Annotated in this window: 19 protein-coding genes and 1 tRNA gene; 9 read left to right on the top strand and 11 right to left on the bottom strand. The window is 34.8% G+C overall.

Annotated features, from left to right (window positions below; genetic code table 11):
* Positions 1–343: 343 nt before the first annotated feature.
* Positions 344–1894, bottom strand: coding sequence for a replicative DNA helicase (gene dnaB / locus QMO11_RS01295; protein WP_282035668.1), 1551 nt, complete (start codon positions 1892–1894; stop codon positions 344–346).
* 403 nt (positions 1895–2297) lie between these two features.
* On the opposite strand from dnaB, the gene ispE reads away from it, so the two are divergent.
* Both ispE and QMO11_RS01285 read left to right on the top strand, forming a co-directional pair.
* Positions 2298–3110, top strand: a complete 813-nt coding sequence (gene ispE, locus QMO11_RS01290; protein WP_282035667.1) for a 4-(cytidine 5'-diphospho)-2-C-methyl-D-erythritol kinase — start codon at positions 2298–2300, stop codon at positions 3108–3110.
* Positions 3111–3276: 166 nt separating this feature from the next.
* Positions 3277–3350 (top strand) — tRNA-Met (locus QMO11_RS01285).
* 32 nt (positions 3351–3382) lie between these two features.
* Here the strand turns inward: QMO11_RS01285 and QMO11_RS01280 are convergent.
* Positions 3383–3877, bottom strand: a complete 495-nt coding sequence (locus QMO11_RS01280; protein ID WP_282035666.1) for a hypothetical protein — start codon at positions 3875–3877, stop codon at positions 3383–3385.
* An 85-nt stretch (positions 3878–3962) separates the two neighbouring features.
* Positions 3963–4448 carry a hypothetical protein gene (locus QMO11_RS01275; RefSeq protein ID WP_282035665.1) on the bottom strand — a complete coding sequence of 162 codons (486 nt, stop codon included), beginning with the start codon at positions 4446–4448 and terminating at the stop codon, positions 3963–3965.
* Between the two features lie 698 nt (positions 4449–5146).
* Here QMO11_RS01275 and QMO11_RS01270 point away from each other — a divergent pair.
* The 7 genes from QMO11_RS01270 to QMO11_RS01240 all read left to right on the top strand — a co-directional run bounded on the left by QMO11_RS01270 (position 5147) and on the right by QMO11_RS01240 (position 12708).
* Complete coding sequence (locus QMO11_RS01270; RefSeq protein WP_282035664.1) at positions 5147–5722, top strand: RNA polymerase sigma factor; 576 nt, start codon at positions 5147–5149, stop codon at positions 5720–5722.
* Between the two features lie 20 nt (positions 5723–5742).
* A complete protein-coding gene (locus QMO11_RS01265; RefSeq protein ID WP_282035663.1) occupies positions 5743–6162 on the top strand; it encodes a hypothetical protein in 420 nt (139 codons plus the stop codon).
* A 25-nt stretch (positions 6163–6187) separates the two neighbouring features.
* Entirely contained in the window at positions 6188–6985 is a 798-nt protein-coding gene (locus QMO11_RS01260) for a class I SAM-dependent methyltransferase (protein WP_282035662.1), read from the top strand.
* Positions 6986–7136: 151 nt separating this feature from the next.
* Entirely contained in the window at positions 7137–9497 is a 2361-nt protein-coding gene (locus QMO11_RS01255; RefSeq protein ID WP_282035661.1) for an efflux RND transporter permease subunit, read from the top strand.
* On the top strand, positions 9497–10792 hold the full coding sequence (locus QMO11_RS01250; RefSeq protein ID WP_282035660.1) for a 1-acyl-sn-glycerol-3-phosphate acyltransferase: 1296 nt from the start codon (positions 9497–9499) through the stop codon (positions 10790–10792). Before QMO11_RS01255 ends, QMO11_RS01250 begins: the two co-directional genes overlap by 1 nt.
* 16 nt (positions 10793–10808) lie before the next feature.
* Complete coding sequence (locus QMO11_RS01245; protein ID WP_282035659.1) at positions 10809–11606, top strand: SDR family oxidoreductase; 798 nt, start codon at positions 10809–10811, stop codon at positions 11604–11606.
* A gap of 43 nt (positions 11607–11649) precedes the next feature.
* The gene (locus tag QMO11_RS01240; RefSeq protein WP_282035658.1) at positions 11650–12708 is read left to right on the top strand and encodes a VOC family protein; all 1059 of its coding nucleotides are present in this window, start codon (positions 11650–11652) and stop codon (positions 12706–12708) included.
* 71 nt (positions 12709–12779) lie between these two features.
* Here the strand turns inward: QMO11_RS01240 and QMO11_RS01235 are convergent, their stop codons facing one another.
* The 8 genes from QMO11_RS01235 to QMO11_RS01200 form a co-directional block, all read right to left on the bottom strand.
* Positions 12780–15089, bottom strand: a complete 2310-nt coding sequence (locus tag QMO11_RS01235) for a TonB-dependent receptor (RefSeq protein ID WP_282035657.1) — start codon at positions 15087–15089, stop codon at positions 12780–12782.
* Positions 15090–15109: 20 nt separating this feature from the next.
* A complete protein-coding gene (locus tag QMO11_RS01230) occupies positions 15110–16024 on the bottom strand; it encodes a DUF4249 domain-containing protein (protein ID WP_282035656.1) in 915 nt (304 codons plus the stop codon).
* 2 nt (positions 16025–16026) lie between these two features.
* Positions 16027–16686, bottom strand: coding sequence for an outer membrane protein (locus QMO11_RS01225; protein WP_282035655.1), 660 nt, complete (start codon positions 16684–16686; stop codon positions 16027–16029).
* A 21-nt stretch (positions 16687–16707) separates the two neighbouring features.
* Positions 16708–17328 carry a hypothetical protein gene (locus tag QMO11_RS01220; protein WP_282035654.1) on the bottom strand — a complete coding sequence of 207 codons (621 nt, stop codon included), beginning with the start codon at positions 17326–17328 and terminating at the stop codon, positions 16708–16710.
* 364 nt (positions 17329–17692) lie between these two features.
* On the bottom strand, positions 17693–18271 hold the full coding sequence (locus tag QMO11_RS01215) for a hypothetical protein (protein WP_282035653.1): 579 nt from the start codon (positions 18269–18271) through the stop codon (positions 17693–17695).
* A gap of 204 nt (positions 18272–18475) precedes the next feature.
* Positions 18476–19168 (bottom strand): DNA-binding domain-containing protein, encoded by a 693-nt coding sequence (locus tag QMO11_RS01210; RefSeq protein WP_282035652.1) that lies wholly within the window; start codon positions 19166–19168, stop codon positions 18476–18478.
* Between the two features lie 778 nt (positions 19169–19946).
* The gene (locus QMO11_RS01205; protein WP_282035651.1) at positions 19947–20558 is read right to left on the bottom strand and encodes an outer membrane beta-barrel protein; all 612 of its coding nucleotides are present in this window, start codon (positions 20556–20558) and stop codon (positions 19947–19949) included.
* Positions 20559–20646: 88 nt separating this feature from the next.
* Positions 20647–21204: a hypothetical protein gene (locus tag QMO11_RS01200; protein WP_282035650.1), complete on the bottom strand. Its 558-nt coding sequence runs from the start codon at positions 21202–21204 to the stop codon at positions 20647–20649.
* Between the last annotated feature and the right edge of the window lie 173 nt (positions 21205–21377).

The raw sequence follows: 21377 nt of genomic DNA, 5'->3' as shown, positions 1-21377 counted from the left end.
TTATTCGCATTACACCCAATAGTCTATTATCTTTTTTCTAATAAGCAATGGCGTCCTAAACATTTTTATATAATGTGCTGCACGCCTTGTTTAGTATCGACCTCAGCCAGTGAACCAAAAAACTGGATTGAAATGACGGTTAAAAATTGTTTTCTGTTTGAGTGCTTTGAGGCACGAAAAAGTGCGAGTTTAAAACAATTTCAGTCATGAAACCTAGTTTTTTGAGTGAAATGGGTGCAGTCGACGGTCTTTTTGTCTACTTTTTTGACTGTAGAAAAAAGTAGAAGCCTTCACGGCTTGAGTGAAAATTTAATTAGGAAAACATTGTCTAATAACCTAAAATCTAAAAAGGAACATCACTATCATGAGGCGATGGTGGTAAATCAGGCAATCCAACATCTTTAGCAAAATTAGAACCTGAACCTTCAGGCTCATTCATTTTAGAGCCAAAAGTAACCGATTGTCCGCCTTGATCCATTCCTAAGTCAGCACCAAAAACGCCCGTATCCGGATCTTCAAATCGTGCTAGCTCACCTCTAAATCGAAGGTTTACATCGCCCGTGGCACCATTACGATGCTTTGCAATAATAATCTGCCCCATACCAATAAGGTTATTACCTTGCTCATCCTCAGTAATACCATAATACTCTGGTCGGTGAATAAAACATACCATATCGGCATCCTGCTCAATGGCTCCCGACTCACGAAGATCGGATAGTTGCGGACGTTTACCCTCTGCTCCTGCCCTTCCTTCAACACCACGGTTAAGCTGCGATAGCGCCACAATAGGAATATTCAATTCCTTTGCCAAGCCTTTAAGGTTACGCGAAATTAAACTCACCTCCTCCTGACGAGAGCCAGGATTCATACCACTCGCATTCATCAGCTGCAAGTAGTCAATTATAATAATGCTTATGTCATACTGTTTTTTCAATCTACGCGCTTTGGCACGCAATTCAAAAACCGACAATCCGGCTGTATCATCAACATAAATAGGCGCATCAATAAGGTTTTGTATTTTATGATCGAGCTGTTGCCACTCGTAAGGCGCTAAATTACCCTTCTTAATTTTTTCACCCGTAATTTCAGTCTCTGAAACTATCAAACGATTCACCAATTGCACATTGGCCATCTCAAGCGAAAATACGGCAACTCCTTTTTTATGTGTAAGTGCCATGTTACGTGCCATAGACAGTACAAAAGCAGTTTTACCCATAGCAGGACGCGCGGCAATAACAATCATATCGGTATTTTGCCATCCCGAAGTAATTTTATCCAACTCAGCAAACCCCGAAGGTACCCCACTCAACCCATCATCACGCTGCGAGGCAATCTTAATCATTTCCATCGCCTCATCAATCACTGGGTTAATCTGAGTAACATCCTTTTTCATATTACCCTGACTAAGGGTGAAAAATGAACTTTCCGACTCATCAAGCAAATCATCAACATCAATACTTTCGTCGTAAGCTTTGCTCTGAATATCACTACTTATGCGTATAACCTCGCGTTGCAAATACTTTTGCCAAATAATACGAGCATGGTATTCAATATGCGCTGCCGATGCAACTCTACCCGTTAATTGTGTTATAAAATAAGCACCCCCAACCTCATCTAAATCGCCCAAAGCTCTCAACTCTTCAGTAACCGTAAGCATATCAACAGGTAATTCCTTGGTTGATAAACTCACAATAGCCTTGTAAATTTTCTGGTGGGTATCTTTATAAAAACACTCTGGCTTTAAAATCTCACCAACTGTTAAAAAAGCCTCCTTCTCAAGCATTAAAGCTCCTAAAACAGCCTCCTCCAGTTCTAAAGCCTGAGGTGGCATTTTACCAAACTCTAAATCTTGTTTCGGTGCTGCCTTCTTAGGGGTGTATTTTCTATCTGCCATAATTATTATATCAATTCTAAAATTTGGGGGTTACAAAGGTAAACATCTATCTTAATTTTCAGACATCGTTATTCTTTTTTTGACATTAAAAAATGTGTAAATAATCAATAAAAACACACGCAATAGTTATTAAATGTAAAGCCAATTAGGGGCTTCCCCAAGGGGCGGGCTAAACGCTATATCTTTGCTTCGCCATAATGGGCTCACAAAGGATGCCGCTCCTATCCCTAAGCCAAATAACTGCAAGCACTTAAATCCTATAACTAATATTAGTAAATATTTCTCACGGGTAATACTTATTCATCTAATTGCTCTTATTGTTCATTTTCAAATTCTATTCGCACATATCTTCTACTAAAAACTAACGAACTATTGTATATTTGTCGCAATAAAAACAATACATATGATTTGCTTTCCTAATGCTAAAATAAACATAGGACTTAATATTACTGAAAAACGTAAAGACGGTTACCATAACCTAGAAACCGTATTTTACCCTATAACACTTTGCGATTCACTCGAAATTATAGAAAATAAAGAATCTAACGAGCCCTATATTTGGAGTTCCTCTGGTTTAGTTATTGATGGCGATACTAAAGACAACCTCTGTATTAAGGCACTCTTAAAGCTTAAAGAAGACTTTGATATACCTCCGATAAAAATACATTTACATAAAGTAATACCATTTGGTGCTGGTATTGGTGGCGGATCAGCTGATGCAGCATTTACCCTAAGCACAATAAACACTTTGTTTAAATTGGGCCTAAGCAAAGATGAACTCATCGCTTATGCCGCCAAAATTGGTGCCGACTGTGCTTTTTTTATTTTAAACAAATCTTGTTTCGCCTCTGGCATTGGTGAAAAACTTCAAGCAATAGATTTAAACCTGCAAGGCTATCATCTTGTGCTAATCAAACCAAACGTTCATATTTCAACGGCAGAAGCTTTTAGTGGTATTACACCTCAAAAACCAAAGCATCCCATTAAGGATGCCATCAACGAACCTTTGGAGAATTGGACTACTTTAATATCTAACGATTTTGAACCAGGTATATTAAATGCTCATCCTGATATTAAAGCTATAAAAGAGGAATTCTATAACCAAGGTGCAATTTATGCAAGCATGACAGGCAGTGGAGCGGCCGTTTATGGTATTTTTAAAGATAAACCTGAAATTAAAATGAAAGATTGTTATGTTTGGCAAACCGACTTATAATTTATTTTAAACTTTAATAAATTGAATTTTAAACAGATAAGTTTAAAGCTTAAAATAACATCAAATTATTTACAAACTTCATTTGGTAATTAACAATTAATCCTATACATTTGCCACCGCAAAAAAGGAATAACACTCCGCTTCTCTGAAGCATTTGCAACAAAATGCCGAGGTAGCTCAGCTGGTTAGAGCGCATGATTCATAATCATGAGGTCGGCGGTTCAAGCCCGCCTCTCGGTACTAAAAGCTTCACAATTGTGAAGCTTTTTTTGTTAATGTAAAGCCTGAATCAAATTTACAACAGGAGTTATTACGATACTTGTTTTTGATTCTGATGTAACTACTTCAAAACGTTCAACACCCCGAATATAAGTATGTAATCCTTCTTTGTAGGTATGGTTTAATTGCGGATCATCCATTCCTTTTAATAATTCTATTTCAAGCATTTTAAGCATTGTGTCAGCAGTCTCTTGATTATCCAAATGAATTATCATTTCGCTAATAAATACGCCATTATCTCCGCTATACTCACCTTTAATCACTTCATAGCAAAGAGTACCTTCACAGGATAAAAAAGAAATATCTTTTTCTTTCTCTTCCCACCCTAAATTTGACATATCTTGGTTTTGTACATTATAGAACAAACGTACACCTTCAATAATAGTTGGTTCAACTATAACAAGATTTATATCCTCCTCTGCACAAGAATATATACTAACAGTAATTAATAATAATACCATTAACCTGATATAACGAATTAACTTCATAATAATAATCTTAATAATTTAATCACACATGTATTATGGAATATATACAGCAAACAAGAATTTGCGCATATAAGAAGAGAGAGGGCTATCTATACATCAAACCATAAGATGTATAAAAGCCAAGGGTGTATGTAAATAAATACATAACAGCATCAACAATGTAGTATTTGAACTTTTTCTTTTCACCTATTTTGATGACCAATGCAGCAACAATGGCTGATTTTTGAACAAACTTGCATGCATGATAGCCATCGGTGGCTAAAACAAATGCATTGGTGCTACCAAAATATTTAGGCCCCTGATTTGGGTCACTATTTTTATACTTATTCACCCAAGATAGTTCTGGGTTCCAAAATTGCGGATTAGCATTAGGAAAAGTCCTTTCGAATTTATAATAATGATGCGATAGTAGTTCTGCATGCCCATCAGCAAATCCTGCTACATACATCAATGAAGCTGATTTCCAATTTTTTGATGGGAAGTCAGTAAAGGCGTATCTGATAAGGCTCTGAGAATATCCTGCCAACGAGCAAAATAATAGTGTGCTAATTATTATTCTAATTTTTCTCATAAAACTAGTTTTAAGCACTTAAACTAACCGAGAATCAATTGTTGTTAGATTCTGGAATGTATAGAATAGGTATTATCTGTTAATGTTTAACAGATCGATTAGATCTCCAATTGGGTTATTCTGATTCACCGTAAATAGATTACAAGTTTAAGTTATGTTTTTTTTAAAAAAAACACAAGGGAAAATATTAATCATTCACGTTCAGCAACTTAGGTTCGGTAAGTTATTTAACAAAATGACAATCCATCAAATTAATAACTAACACTACACAATAGTAGTTCGTATTAAGAATATTCTATGATCTTTTAGTATACTTTATAAGAGTGGAAATCTATTATAAACTCTTACTGTATTATTTGAGCATTGCTTGTAATGCATTTGTAATAAGTTGTTTGGATTTACCCTCTTGAGTAATGTGGAACTATCAATAATACAGAGCTATAATCTATGATATTTACAAAAAACCTAAGAATATCCTCAAATTAAGCATATTTATGTATATGATTCTTATTAGGTAATGAAGTGTTTATTTGATAAATAGAAAAATTTTCACTTTTTTCCTTTATAATTATTTAAAATAGTAATAAACCTTATGGTAATTAATAAATATCGAGTTTGAAGGTGTCTCACTAATTTAAAAGAGTTTATTTTACAAATATCTGTAACTTGAGTTCTTTTACAGGCGTCATATTGTATAGATGAACCCAAAAGAAGACAATTTACTTATAGAGGAAATTAAAAGCGGCAAAGTAGAAGCCTATAGTGCCCTTGTGGATAAATACAAGAGGATGGCCTATACCTTGGCTATAAGTATAACAAAAAACAGTGAAGATGCTGAAGAAGTAGCTCAGGATGCTTTTGTTAAAGCCTATAAAAATTTAAATACTTTCGAAGGAAAATCGAAGTTTAGTACATGGCTATATCAAATAATATACAGAACTGCTCTGAGTAGAGTACGTATCAAAAAGCAATTTAATCAGAACATTGATGATCTAAATGAAATTGATATAAACCTTGATAGTTATCAAATTGATCATTTAGAAAGATTTGATAAAAAGAAAATTATAAAAATAGCAATTAGCAAGCTTAAAGAGGATGAGGCCTTCATATTAGTTTTATATTACTATCAAGAATTAAGTGTTGAAGAAATATCTAAAACAACAGAACTCAGCACAAGTAATGTAAAAGTAAAACTACATAGAGCTCGTAAAAACATGTTGGCTATTTTACAAAAGTTAATGAACGGGAAAGCACAATCATTAATTCAGGCCTAATAAATTTAAATTTTAAGAAGATGAAACATCATAATATACATACCAACGACGAAAATGAACTTTTACGTGATTTATTCTCATCGATAGAGCTTGAAGAACCTTCAGCTGATTTTACAAAAAAGGTTATGCACACTGTGGGTTCACAAGCTCCTGTTTTTGAATTAAAGAAAGAAACTAAGCTAAATTACACCACTATTTACTTCGCATTATCTTGCGCCAGTATTCTATTGCTCTTATGGTTTGCTCAGAGCAATATTGAGCTACTTGATATTTACGGAATGAGTACTTTACACAGTACATTCAAATACTCTATTGATATTATCATGAGTACCTTTCACAAAATTCCATCCTTAGCTTTTATAATTACTCTTGCATGCGGATTATTATACATTATTGACAAAACAATTTTTAGATTTACATTATCTAAATATGAACTTTAACTCTATTTATTAAAAAAACTCCTAAATGGATTATATCAGCATCAACAAAAACCTTTGGAATAAAAAAACTGAAATACATTATAAATCTAAATTTTATGATGTTGATTCCTTTTTAAAAGGAAAAGATTCTTTAAATCCGATTGAACTAGAATTATTAGGTAATCTAGATGGTAAGAAAGTATTGCACTTACAATGCCATTTTGGTATGGATACAATTTCCTTAGCAAGACATGGGGCTATTTCAACAGGTGTTGATTTTTCTGATGAAGCCATTAAGAAAGCCAAAGAGTTAAATAGTTCGCTGAGTACAAATGCAAGTTTCATACATAGCGACATCTACAAACTACCTGATGTTTTAGATGAAAAGTTTGATATAATATACACATCATACGGAGTAATTGGTTGGCTCCCGGATATGGAAAAATGGGCCGAAATTATTAACCACTTTCTAAAACCTGGAGGTAAGTTAGTTTTTGTAGAGTTTCACCCAATAGTTTGGATGTTTAGCTATGATTTTAAGAAAGTAGAATTTAATTATTCTGATTCAGAAGCTATCATTGAAGAGTTAGAAGGCACTTATACAGACTCTGAGTCGAGCTCTAATATGATAGAGAAATCTGTATGTTGGAATCATGGATTAAGTACCGTTATCAATTCAATTATTAAAACAGGTTTAAGCATTAACGACTTTCAGGAGTATAATTACTCACCTTATAATTGTTTTGAGAACACAATAGAGATAGAGAAAAACAAGTATAAGATTAAAGGTTTAGAAGACAAGTTCCCACTTGTTTATTCATTAGTTGCCACAAAGAAAAAATAAGCGCATCACAAACTCATTAAAAACATTTAGAAAACAGAGCGAGAAAACACCCAACTTAAGTAATCCTTAAATGTAGAACTCCTATATTTGCAAAATATTTACACTAGGGAATTTTTCCTTAGTATTTATCATTTTCAAGATTACAAACTAGGTGAAAAAGCACGAAGTAAATCACGCAATAATTAAATATAGAGTAGCCATATTATCGGCTATCATAGGCATTACCCTTTTTATGGGGTACAATGCCCAAAAAGTAGAGCTAGACTACGAGTTAGCACAAATGTTACCAGAAACAGACTCTACTTTTATTGAGTACAATAACTTTAAAGAACTCTTTGGAGAGGATGCTCGCTTAATATTATTAGGCGTTAAGGACCCATCAGTACTTCAACTCGATAATTTTGAAGCCTTTTATAAACTTAGTAAAGATATTAAGGAGATTACAGTTGAGTATAATAAAGAAGACTATAAGGGTGTAAAGTCGGTAACTTCACTTTGCTCACTGCAAGGTTTGTCGTATTCAAAGGCAGATTCAACTATTAGTAATTACCCATACTTTAACAAAGTACCAGAAACACAGCTCGAACTTGATTCCATCATAAAAGACCTTACATCAAACCGTTTTTATAAGGATCTTGTATTTACAAAAACCGATACTTCTTTTGTAACCTTAATGTCAATTTCGCTTGAAAACGATATTGTTAATTCTAAAAGTCGTATTGAATTAGTGCACCACCTGCAAGAAGCTGCTGAAATGTTTACTGAGGAAACTGGCATTGAAATTCATTACTCCGGACTTCCGTATATCCGCACACACGTAATGTCGAAAGTTAGAGGTGAGCTAAGTTTATTTATTGGATTAGCCGCGCTTGTTTTAGCCATCATTCTGTATATAATTTTCCGCTCATTTAAAGTAGTACTCACTTCATTATTTATAGTTGGAATATCAGTAATTTGGGTATTCGGATTTGTTGTACTATTCGGATTTAAGATTACTATACTTACAGGCTTAATACCGCCGCTTATTATTGTTATAGGTATTCCTAATATTATATTTCTGCTTAATAAATACCATCAGGAATGCGAATCGCATGGTAAAGCAACGGTTGCATTAGAAACAACAATTAGTAAAATTGGTGGAGTTATCTTTTTAACGAACCTAACAACTGCTGCAGGCTTTGCTACCTTCTTGGTAACAAGCTCTTCACTTTTGGTAGAATTTGGTATAATTGCTTCTATCAATATTATGTGTTTGTTTCTTATTTCGGTTACAATTTTCCCAATCACATTAAGTTTTCAGAAGAAACCTAATTCAAAACATACGAAGCATCTTGATAATAAGTTTTTAACCAACACCATAAAATGGCTTATTTCGAATACTTTAAATAGTAGAAATAAAGTGTATTTTGGAACAGCATTATTGGTTTTAATTAGTGTAATAGGCATGAGTAAAATCAAAACTGCAGGTAATGTAGTTGATGATATTCCGCATGATGATGATGTTTATCAAGATCTATTATTCTTTGAAAAAGAGTATAAGGGAGTTCTTCCTTTTGAGATTATCATAGATGCAAAAGAAGAAAATGGGATATTTGCCAATGGAGCAAAAACCCTTTATAAAATGCATAAATTGGATAAGTTGATTCAACGGAATGAAAATTTCAAAAGGGATTTTACTAAACCAATGTCGATAATTGATGGAATAAAATACATTTATCAAACTTACCGAGGGGGCGATAGTAAATACTATGTACTTCCTCCGCCTAAGGAATTGAATAAAATTAAGGACATTAAGCAAGCTGGTGGATCTAGCGCCGACTTATCAGCCTTTTTAGATTCAACGAGACAGATCGCCCGAATGACTGTGATGATGGCAAATGTAAATACCATTCAAATAAAAGCTTTGAAGGATGAGTTGCGAGTTGAAGTTGATAAGATTTTCCCGCCCACAGAATACGATGTTACCTTTACTGGTACAAGTTTGGTTTTCTTAGAAGGAACAAACTTCTTGGTTCGTAACTTATTTATGAGTTTAGCCATTGCAATTGTATTGATATCTATTTTCATATCAATAATGTTTAAATCGCTCCGAACTGCATTAATATCCATTTTACCTAATGTAATTCCCTTGCTATTTACCGCAGGAGTTATGGGCTATTTCGGCATTCATATCAAACCTTCAACTATATTGGTATTTAGTATTGCTTTTGGTATTTCAGTAGATGATAGTATTCATTACCTAGCCAAATACAAGCAAGAGTTAGCTTTACACAAAGGACGCATTAAGTTCTCGGTTATTGAAGCCATCAAGGGTTCTGGTATTAGCATGATTTATACATCTATTGTATTATTCTTTGGATTCTCGATATTCACGGCATCTAGCTTTGGAGGAACCATCGCGTTAGGTTTATTGGTATCCTTAACCTTAATTGTTGCTATGCTTACCAACTTAATATTATTACCAACCCTACTAATGTCGCTTGATAAGGCCAAACAAAAGAAGAAAAAGTAATGCTCTATTATTTATTAAAGTATACCATGATGTTTACGTTGAGGTTATTCTTCAGAAAAGTAAGCTTCGGAAATATTAAGAATTACCCTTCAAGTGGGCCGGTAATATTAGCTGCAATGCATCCAAACTCGTTTATCGACGATATGACTTTGGGTGCTTTTACAAAAAGAGAGTTAACCTTTTTGGCTCGTGGCGATGTTTTTAGCACAAAGCTAAACCGTTTTTTATTGGGGCAAATGTTTGTATCGCCAATATATCGCGCAATGGATAATGCTAAGGATGTTAAAAAGAACATTGAAGCATTAGATAGTTACTCGCGAAAGCTACGTAAGGGTAAGGTAATTCTAATTCACTCAGAAGGAATTTGTGTTATTGAAAAACGCGTTCGTAAAATACGTAAAGGTACTGCACGTATTGCGTTTGGTGCTGAAGAGAGCAGCGATTTTAATTTAGGATTAAAAGTGGTTCCGGTTTCGATGAACTATACTAATGCTCCAAAAATACGTGAGCGCGTTATGGTTGATTTTGGTGAGCCCATTGAAATGAAGCAGTACGAAGCTCTTTATAAGGAGAATCCTGCTAAAGCAACTAATCAGTTTAATAGTGATTTACATACTGCCTTGGTAAGTAAATCTATTCATCTTGAAAATAAAGAAACAGACACTTTAGCCAATCAATGTCTTGAGATTATTGAGAACGATAAACCACCAAGGTCCCTTCCTATTCTTAATAATGATACTGAGCAGCTAGCAAAAGAGAAAGCTGTTGCGGATAAAATAAATGATTTATACGCCAATAACAATCAGAAATACGAAGCCCTAGAAGCTATTTCCAGTAAATATTTTAATAGTCTGCACCAACACAATTTAAGGGATAAAGCGATTACGCCAAGTAAAAACATCGCACTAAAATCTATCTTATTACTTATTGTGTCACCACTCTTTTCTCTTGCATATATTTTAAATGTACTCCCTGTATTTTTGGGAAGAAAGGTAGCCGAAAAGGTTGTTAAAACTGATGAATTTTACGGCTCGGTATACGTTGGCGCATCATGGCTATTTGGTATTATTTATTACGCTATTTTAGCAACAGTAATTGCTATAACTACAACATACAGCGGAATATTATCTGTTTTAGCCATAGCCTTCTTTGGTTTCTGGAGTGTTTTATTAAGAGATGAATACATCAAACTATTCAATCACTTTAAGTATAATAGAACATTTAAGAATAATCCAGAACTCAAATCAGCATTACAATTAATGCGCAGCGAAATTAAAAGTTCTATATCGTTATAATCAGCTAAGATAAACTATGAAAGATCTTAAAAATAAGATAGTGTGGATTACTGGAGCTTCATCGGGAATTGGTGAGGCATTGGCTTATGCATTGGCTAAAGAAGGTGCCCACTTAGTACTTACAGCTCGCAATAAATCACGACTCAAGGAAGTGGCAGCTATTTGTTTGCAGCACACAAAACAATGTGATGTTTTTGAAGCCGACTTATTTGATATTGATAAATTTGATGACCTGGTTGATCGGGTTATTAAAAGGGTAGACCGTATTGATTTGTTGATAAACAATGCAGGCATGAGTCAACGATCGTTGGTTAAAGACACCCCTTTGCAGAATGATAGAAAAATAATGGAGCTCAATTTTTTTAGTGTAGTAGCATTAACTAAATTGGTTTTACCCTATATGATTCAACAACAGAGCGGTCATATTGTGGTAACAAGTAGTATTGTTGGTAAGTTTGGATTTCCGTTACGCTCGGCGTATGCAGCATCTAAGCATGCACTACAGGGTTTCTTTGAGTCGCTAAGTGCTGAATTACACAAGGATAATATTAATGTAACCATTGTTTCGCCAGGCCGTATTCAAACCAATATTTCAAAGCATGCTTTACTTTCTGATGGAAGCGCAAATGGTGTTATGGATCCTGGTCAGGAAACTGGAATGCCAAGCGACAAGTGTGCTGATCAAATATTAAAAGCTATTAAAAAAAATAAGAAAGATATATTAGTAGGCCAAAAAGAATTATTAATGGTGTATATTCGTCGCTTCGTACCATTTATGTACAGAATAATGACCAATAAAATAGATCATAAGTAGCTTTATTATAGGTGGTACTATTAATGAAATAACAAATCAGCAGATGAATAAAACAATAACAGGAATTCAACAAATAGGAGTAGGCGTTAAAAATGCCAAGGAAGCATGGGCATGGTATATCAAGCACTTCGGAATGGATATTAATGTATTTGAAGATACTGCTGTTGCTGAATTAATGTTACCTCATACTGATGGAAAAACCAGAGAAAGATATGCTGCACTTGCCATTAATATGGAAGGTGGCGGAGGCTTTGAGATATGGCAACATACCGGTATAGAACCCAAAGCTCCTGCTTTTGAATTAAACTTGGGTGATTACGGGATCTACATTACTAAAATAAAAACTTCAGATATTAACACTGCTTATGAAACTCATAAAGCGAGTGGTTTAGATATTCAAGGTGAAATTTCAGAGGACCCTAGTGGTAACAAACATTACTATGTAAAAGATCCGTATAACAATTTATTCGAGGTTGTGGCTAGTAGCTTTCTTTACAAAAAGCAAAAATCAGTAACTGGTGGCGTTTATGGCTGTACTATTGGAGTTAGTAACGTTGACGAATCTTTAAAAGTTTATAGAGATATATTGGGTTATGATGAGGTGGTGTATGATAAAACCGATGCCTTTGATGATTTAAAATGTCTTCCTTCTGGAGATCAGAAATTCAGAAGAATATTACTGAAACATTCCAAACCTCGTACTGGTAGTTTCAGTAAAATTTATGGTCCTTCGCAAATAGAATTAGTGCAAGCTTTAGAGCGCGAACCTCAGAAAATATTTAAAGATAGAATATGGGGCGAATTGGGTTTCATTCACCTTTGCTTTGATATTATTGGCATGGATGCTTTACGCGAAGAATGTAAAAGTAAGAACAATGCATTTACTGTAGATAGCTCTGATAGCTTTGATATGGGTGTTGCAGCAGGTCACTTTGCTTATATCGAAGATCCGGATGGAACATTAATTGAGTTTGTTGAAACGCATAAACTTCCGATTATTGAAAAGTTGGGTTGGTATATGAATCTTAAAGGTAGAGACCCTAAAAAGGGATTGCCAAAATGGATGATTAATACTTTAGCTTTTAGTAGAATAAAGCAATAGAAAATAAGATACAAATAACAAACGCAATTACATTAGTAGTTGCGTTTGTTGTTTATGGTCATCTTAAGAAATTAGAAACTCCTTTTAAAAGACACATAAGGCATAATAGGAAACATGGTTAATTGCTGAAATTGCCCTTTATCTGATCTATAATAGATATAAGGGTTTTGTTTATTGTAGGCGTTAATTACACCCACTGACCAAGTACGTGATCCTCGGTCTTTTTGTTTTTCCATATTAAAACCAATATCAAGGCGGTGATACAATGGCATACGCGCATTGTTGGGCTGATTATAGTAATCTACTTGAGTTAAATCGGAGTAGTACTTATCTTCTGCAAAAATTGGGAATGCACTATTTGCAGTATGGGTTGGCATACTAACCGGAGTGCCTGAGTGCAAACTAAAACTACTGGTGAACCACCTTTTTATTCCATCGCGATTATAAACTACCTTGGAGGCCACCAGGCTTAATTCGTGTCTGATGTCGTAATCAAAATTGAACCAAGCGCCATTATTAATCTCATCGTACTTACTTTCAGCTCGCGCTAGGGTGTACGATAAGCGCAAATCCCAACCATGATTATTATAGGTTCCTAAAAACTCTAAACCGTAGGCTCTTCCTTCGCCCTGATCAATAAGTTCGTACCAATTGCTTGAGCCGTAAATATCGTACGGAAATCGGTAGTTACTCGCTTGCTTATAAATGTGCTTATAATAGGCTTCCACATCAATCATCCACGAACCCTTTTGCCAATTAAAGCCGGTTGAAGATTGCCAAGCCTCCTGTGGCATTAAGCCATTTGTAAGTGGAAGCCAAGTATAACCCGGAAAGCCATTGTTATTCTTGCGCATGGCATACAGGGGCTGAACATTGCGCATAGCTCCAAGTTTCAGTTTTAGGGCCTTGCTTAATTGGTACGAAGCATTGAGTCGGGGCTCTAGATAGGTATTGGTTTGTACTTTATCTTGGAACACAGTACCACGTAAACCCAATTCTAATTTTAGCTTATTGTACTTGTATATGGATGATGCAAATGCCACATAACTCAGTTGTTCTTGATTTTCTTGAGCATTGATTTGTGTTATATCTCCGTTATATGTAGCTGTTTTATGGCTTGGCTCAATACCTCTCCAATTGGCCTCTATACCAGTTTTAAAGTTCAGCCTAGAATTTAAGGACCAGTTGATATCGCCTTTAAATCCTAACTCTTTAAGCGTTGAAGCTGATGCTTGCTCTACATAATCGCCATCTGTGTGACCATCTGAAACATCATACTCTTCAAATTGGGTATAGTAGGTACTTAAATTTAAGAATGAACCATTATTTAAAATGGTATTGTAACGTACCGATCCCAGCTGATTACCCCAACCTTGATGCATCGCAAACTTTGATTCCTCTTCATCCACTCTCGCATTTAATTCGTCTTTACCTGTGTAATAACTCATAAAGAAATTATGCTTCTCCTTTACCGTAAAATTTACTTTGGCATTAATATCATAAAAGTATAAAGCCATTTTAATATCTTCATCACTCATAGCGCGCATTACCAACTGATCAACCCACGATCGTCGGGCCGAAAATAAGAAGGATGCTTTATCCTTTATTATGGGGCCTTCAAAAGTGAATGCACCCGATAGCGTACTCAATGATAACTCGCCACCATACTCCTTTTTATTCCCTTCGCGGGATGTAACATCAAGCACCGAGGAAAGACGACCTCCATAACTTGCAGGTATTCCACCTTTGTATAAATCAACACTTTTAAGAGTGGATGCGTTAAAAACCGAAAGCAAACCAAAGGCATGATTCAGATTGTAGATAGGCGCCTCATCGAGCAAAATCAGATTCTGATCGTAGTTACCACCGCGTACAAATAGTTCGGAGCCACCCTCCTTACCTGAACTAACACTTGGTAGCGTTTTTAATGAGCTAATAAGGTTAGCTTCTCCCATAAAAACCGGATTGTAAATAATATCCTTAATGGGCATTTTAGTAATTCCGGTTTCCTTTGCCATACTCTGATAGCGTTTAGCTATTACTTTAAACTCCTCAATCTCAACACCCTTTTGTAACTGAATATTAATTAATGTATCAGTCGACAGGCCAATATTGAGTAATTGACTTTGATAGCCTATAAAAGAAACCAAAAGTTGTACAGAATCTTTTGGGTGAATACTTAAAGTGTAGTAACCATGCAGATTACTAACCGCTCCTACAAAAGTTGACATATCGTAAATAGAAGCATTCGGTAAAGCCTCTTGAGAATTGGCATCGCTAATGGTTCCGTATATTTTCACATCGCTTTGCGCGGATGCCGAAGTATAAATTAACAGGAACAATAAACTCATTGTTCCTGAATGCTTAATTAAATTATTCATAATAAAAGGATGGCTAAAGTTTAATAATGAATAGATATTGAGTCGTTTTTAGCTGTATCATCAAACACAAACTCAGTAATATCGATGCCCGAGAATATGCCCAAGCCTCCTTCTATGTTACTAGGGATTGGCACTGGATAATAGGAGAAGGGCAAATTATTATTTGGATCAAAAGTGCGCTGCAAATAGGCCGATTTAAAATAGGCATCGTACAAAGGATTAGTAGTAAGAATCCGAACCTTTACTTTATCAGAACCAATAATAGTAGCTAGATTTATTACAGCTTTTTTACTTCTTAAATTATTGGCATCTACTCTAACAAAATAGTCGTATAGGTAATGAAACCCATCATGCCTACCAGAAAAAAAATAGGCATTAAAATCATCTGCAAGGGGTGAATTACAAAAAAGAAACTCGTGAGACCAATACTTTGATTGATCTTCATAAGAGGTATACTCATTGTATATGAATAAATATAGTGCACCTACAGAATCATCAATTTCATTAATACTTAGTTTGTAAATTCTGTCGCTCCTATATTCTTTAAACTCTCTATCAATGGTGATATTGGGCTTACTTACCGAAGTAGTTTTTGCCGACAATACAGATTGATCAAATGCAGCTGTAACCTCGTATTCCTTATTTGGAGTTGCTATATGTTTAAAGAAATAGTTTCCCTTTGCATCAGACTGATTTACAGTTTCAATTAACTCACCACTTAAAAACAGGCTAACTTTTGCCTTTAATATGGGCTCTATTGCACCATTGTGCTTAGTGGCTGACCAACTAAGCTGAGCACTAATAGCGCTATCGTTTTGCATAATGCAATTTAATATGGGCTGTTTATCTGCCTCGGGATAATCTAAGTCTAAATCGCTAATACACGAATAAAAGCATAGTAGAATACCTATGAAGTATAATGTTTGTTTTATCATGTTTACTTGCTTTTCTTTTTACCCAGTGGTATGGTTACAGAAAGTTGAATGGTATTCGTTTTAAATGTTTCTGTTGTTTGTACCACATATTCACCAGTACCTCGAGAATAGGGATTGCTATAAACAGACGTAGAAGATGATAATGTCCGATTGAGTCCATGTAAATAATCAAGACTGCAGCTCATAAAACCAAAATTATATCCGAGTCCCATTACTATTGAATGAGAGTGTGGATCAATGCCAAAGCCTCCTCCACCTGTTGCAAAAATTGAAATATCGCTTACATAGGCATATTGGTAACCTAACTTTGCCGAAAACTTATTATAAGTGTAATTTATTGCAATAGGAATTGCTAACGATTCTTCAGAGCTCTTCCTGTTATTATTACCACCCTCATAATACTCATAATCCTCATAGGTCTTATCGTTTATCATTACTGATGATAAATTGTATCCGACTCCCAGGGTCAAATGCCAACTATCAGTAAAGCGAAAAGCATGTTCATAACCAATCCCTAAACCCATTAAAGGCTTGTAGTTGTATTCATTGGTACTCTTTATAAAGGTTGTATTGGTACTTAGTTTTAAACCACTCTGTGGCTGCGCAAAGGCATAGGTCGACATAAGGCCTATGATACATAGGCTCACAATTAGTTTTTTCATAATTATGTGGTTTTGGATATATTATTTACGCTTTTTACCTAAGGGTATGCTTACAGAAAATTGAATGGTGCTCATACTTGAAGTAACTATTGGTTCAGTCACATACCCACCTTGTACAACGGGTTCTGCATAAACCGAAGTATTGTACATTTCACGCTTAGGCGCATATATATAATCAATACTACAATCGATAAAACCAAAGTTATAAGCAATACCAGTAGTAACGGAATTTACATGAAAATCAGGACTAGGTAAGCCTCCTTTGCCAAATAAGTCAACATCGCTAATGTATTGATACTGGTACCCAAGTTTTACTGATGTTTTATTATAGGTGTAATTGATAGTTAGCGGAACAATTAAGGATTCTTCACTCATTTTTTCATCTGCATTTAAGTTATCATTATACGATATAATGAAAGAGTTCATCTGATAACCTAAGCCAAGAGCAAGGTGCCATTTATCGGTAAACTTAAATACTTGCTGATACGAAATAGAAGATCCTATTTGGGGCTGAAAACTATAGGCTTCATTCTTGGGAAGAATAGTTTGGTTTACCCCCAGCTTTATACCACTTTGTGGTTGCGCAAAAGCATGAGTTGTTATGAAACTTATGATACTTAAACATAGAAAAGGCTTTGTCATTACAGTTGGTTTGTTTATTGATTATGATTACAAATATATGTGGATTTACAACTATTAATCAAGTCAATAAGTTTGTTTAACTTAACATTAACTACTTGTTAGCTATATCAAAATAATTTTAACATAACTTTCACACTTTAGGGTGCATCTACAATCATCTTTCAATAGTGTACAAGAACCTATAATGGAATGATACATACTATAGCATTAAGCAAAGTGCTTGCATATGTATGGTTATGGATTAGTATTGGTTTATTAATGACAGAAAGCGAATATTTAGCCTTTAACTTTAGCTATATATTCGCCTTCTTATTTTAATTGAAGATCAACAACTTCTTAATAAATCATGCTAATTACTAATGGATTAATCAACATCAACGCTATCACTAGTTAATAACACAGGGGCTTGATAAATAGTACCCCCTACCGAAAATAAACCATTGGGGTTGCATATTAAAGCCAATTCGGAAGCATCGAAATCTGTATTATAGTAGGCGTATATTTGTGGTCCCTGATTGCCGGGAACATAATCCGTTTCTAGTGTGGTTAAGGTATGTGAGCCATTCCTTTTATTATCGGGAATTCTAGTGCTAGTATCATTGTAATTTCCTGTATACTGATCAGAACTAACATATCCTGTTTCAATATTGGTTAAGGGCTGTGAGTCGTCTCCTCCTTTATTGACAGTGCATGCATCCGAATCGTTACAACTTATATTTAAAGAAACAAATCTTTTGCTTTTACCCCATTGCTTTTGCTCATCAAAGGTCATCTCTAACAGGCTTGTTATGGTACTGCTTAATTGCGCATCGTTGGAAAACTGCAATACATTATTTACAGCTACTACACCACTGCTTTGGTCTGATAGTGTATACGTTTCGTCTTCTTTATTACATGAAATCATTACTAGGGTACTCACTATTATTACATATATAAATCTCATAGCTTTATTTATTATTGATGTTTAGTTTAAGTGGTCTGTGATTATAGAAATAGGTGTTTAGCCTCAATTATATTTCAGCGTAAATCACAAGTAGTAGATCTTATAAGATATTGCTTAGTAAACTTATAAGGTATTCGCACAAAACCTTAGAAGGTTCTTCAGCATAATCTTAGAAGATCTCACCACCTGTAATTCAGTAAGCTATTACAATATCGTAAAAGCAACATCGTAGGTAAACGTATATAATTGCTTACTTTGTCCGTATCTTTTACGAATTTCAATGCTACACGTATTAGCCGAAGTAAGCTCTGGGATGCGTACTTCTACTTTTTTATCAGTGTTGGCATAATATTTAGTGGCTTTAGTAGCGGTTTGATCCACTAAAAAGAAGATGCCCTCATCATCTGCACCTTCATTAATTTTTAGGTCGATACCGCGTATATCTAATGTACCTTTAGGACTAAGGCTTTCATCCATTGTTTCTGATAAGCGATCTTCGGCACTCACAATCATAGGTGTTTTAGTTGGAGCTGCTACCTTTTGCATTTCAATAAGAGATGTGTCAACTTTCCAAGTTTTACCTAGCTTCATGTTGAATGAAACAGTATGTCGTGCAGCATCAAAGCTATCCTCACTATCTTCAAAGCTTCCCTTTATGCTGGGCATAATAGAAAACATATCAGTGGATATGGAATCACCTTGCTTGAGGTGCTCAGATACCACATGAGAAAATTCATTTAACACACTCAATACCTGGGTATCGGTTATTGATTTACCTCTACCCGTCATTGTTCCCATAATCATAGGTAGGGTAATAGTGCGTCGCTCTTGAATAAAGGCCACACAATCTTTTTCTGCTTGGGTAAGATGATTTTTGAATAAAGAATACTTAATCATTATTAATATAGGTTTAATATGCCTTGTACCAAACAAGACATGGGGTTATATATTTACATAAGCATGGCTTATGCGAGATACTTAATATTGATAATAATTTATTGAATCATGGCTCGACTTGGTTTATATATTGGTTATTGATTAATACAAACCTATAAATTATATCAAACTAAACAAATCAACAAAAGGCCTGACTAGTAACATTTAACAAGGATAAAATCAGTGCTTTTGTAAATGAACACCCCATGTTTTTACATGAGATATATCATATTTTAAATAAAGTACACATACCTTCCAAAGTACAAAAATGTTGTAGAACATGAAAAAACAGGAAGTGATCTTATGGTAAGTTACGAATCAGTCTCATATATTTTGTTTACAGTTGGTTTGTTTACTAATTATTATCACAAATATATGTGCATTTATAGCTACAAATCAAGCTTGTAATTCTGTTTAACTTAACATTAACCTCTGTGTAGCTAAAGTATATGGATATTAACATAACCTTAACTACAATCGCAAAAGTGGAAGTAATGGTCGATTTTATAAAAGAGGTAAAAAATAGTACCTCATTGGGATAGCAAAAGAAATAGTTACAGAGAGCATAATGACACATATTGCCTTGTTAGCTGATGCTTCAAGGTCTGTGGATAGTTCAGCTGTGCAATGGATTCACAAGTGGGTTAGCTGAACGGGGCAAGTAAGTTTTAGGTAAGGCATGGTTAAAGATTACTTATAATTAAAACAAGATAGCTTGACACAAAATGGTGTGAAGCTATTAAAAGCTTACTCCGCAAGATACCCCTATACTATATATTTTATCAACTACATAGGGGATGTTTGTAACCGTGCGGTAATCGAAAGTAAGGGCTGCATCTAAGTTGGCTTTTGATGAAATAGGAATTGACTTACCAAAGCTTGCAGCTGTAATTGCTCCTGAAGCCCATTTGCCTGACCAGTTGAGTTGGGTACCGATATCGCCAGATACATACCATGATGAAATACGCTCAGAGAAATTATACTTAAACTGAGCTGTTAATGGCATCGACCTTAGCTCAAGAATATATGGAAAGTCCTGATCGTACAGATCAAGTGTGTATGTAACATCACCTAAATACTCATCGTATGCCAGGTTTATAGCAACATCAAGTTTCTTGTTAATGTGGTAACCCATGCCTAAATTTAACCCTATACTACTAGTTGAACTACTTTCGGTATACACTCCTTGAGTCCCATAATTACGGAGCGCAATATCAATATCATGGAAAACCGTTTTTGCATTCAGTTTTACGGCATAATAGACTCCTGAACGTGTGGTTTGTTTTTCTATTGATTGTGCATTCATTTGCATAAAGCCCATTAGGGCAATCAGAGACAATAGCTTTTTCATTGTTGTTATAATTAGTGGTTAATATTCATATTAATTAGTGTAGGCTACTAACCGGCATATTTACTTTTTACGCTTTGCATCGAGTATTTTAAAAGAACAAACCTAAACCCAGTAGCATACTATTTCTAGTAAACTCACCACCAAAAGTATCATTAGATGAATTCTGATAACAATATCCAATACTAGTTGCTAGCTTTAATATTCGAGATAGTTTAAAGTTTTTGCCTATTCCTGCTCCATAAGTCTCACCCTTGTCGAGAGTTCCTGCTGGTGATAAATTGAGTAAAGGGCCACCTTCGGCAAATGCATAGAAGCCTTTTAAGCCATTATTGAAATGATACTTTGCCTGCAATACCAAAGGCGCTGTATTAGAACCTGGATTCTGATAACCATCGAGACCGAAGCCGGCATTTAATACGATGTTTTTTGTAATATAATACCCAAGGTAGAAGCGCAAACTCATCCCTTTGGCATCAGAATATAAAGGGCCACTATACCAACCCGGATCATACACTTCGCCACTTGTAAATGCTAAATATCTATACTCTAAACCAAGGGTAAAACCGCATTTTCTTTCGTGGTCTTGGGCGTTTGACATGAACGGTACTATAAGCATTAAGCTTAAGGCTAAAATAATTTTATTCATTTGATAAGGTTTATTTTTATGGGTTTGTTAATAACTATATGTCACTTAGAGGGTAATGCTTTAAATAGCTTGAGTATTTTATCATAATACAAAATTTAGGTTAAATGCCTTTGTAACTTATAGGTGCATTAATGGACGCGTGCCCTTTTTATATTCATCGATAAACTATATGG

Origin of the sequence: Saccharicrinis aurantiacus (genome assembly GCF_947489045.1) — a bacterium.
Classification (GTDB): Bacteria; Bacteroidota; Bacteroidia; order Bacteroidales; family Marinilabiliaceae; genus Saccharicrinis; species Saccharicrinis aurantiacus.
Note: the sequence above shows the minus strand (reverse complement) of the source record. Positions and strands in the feature narration are given on the sequence as shown.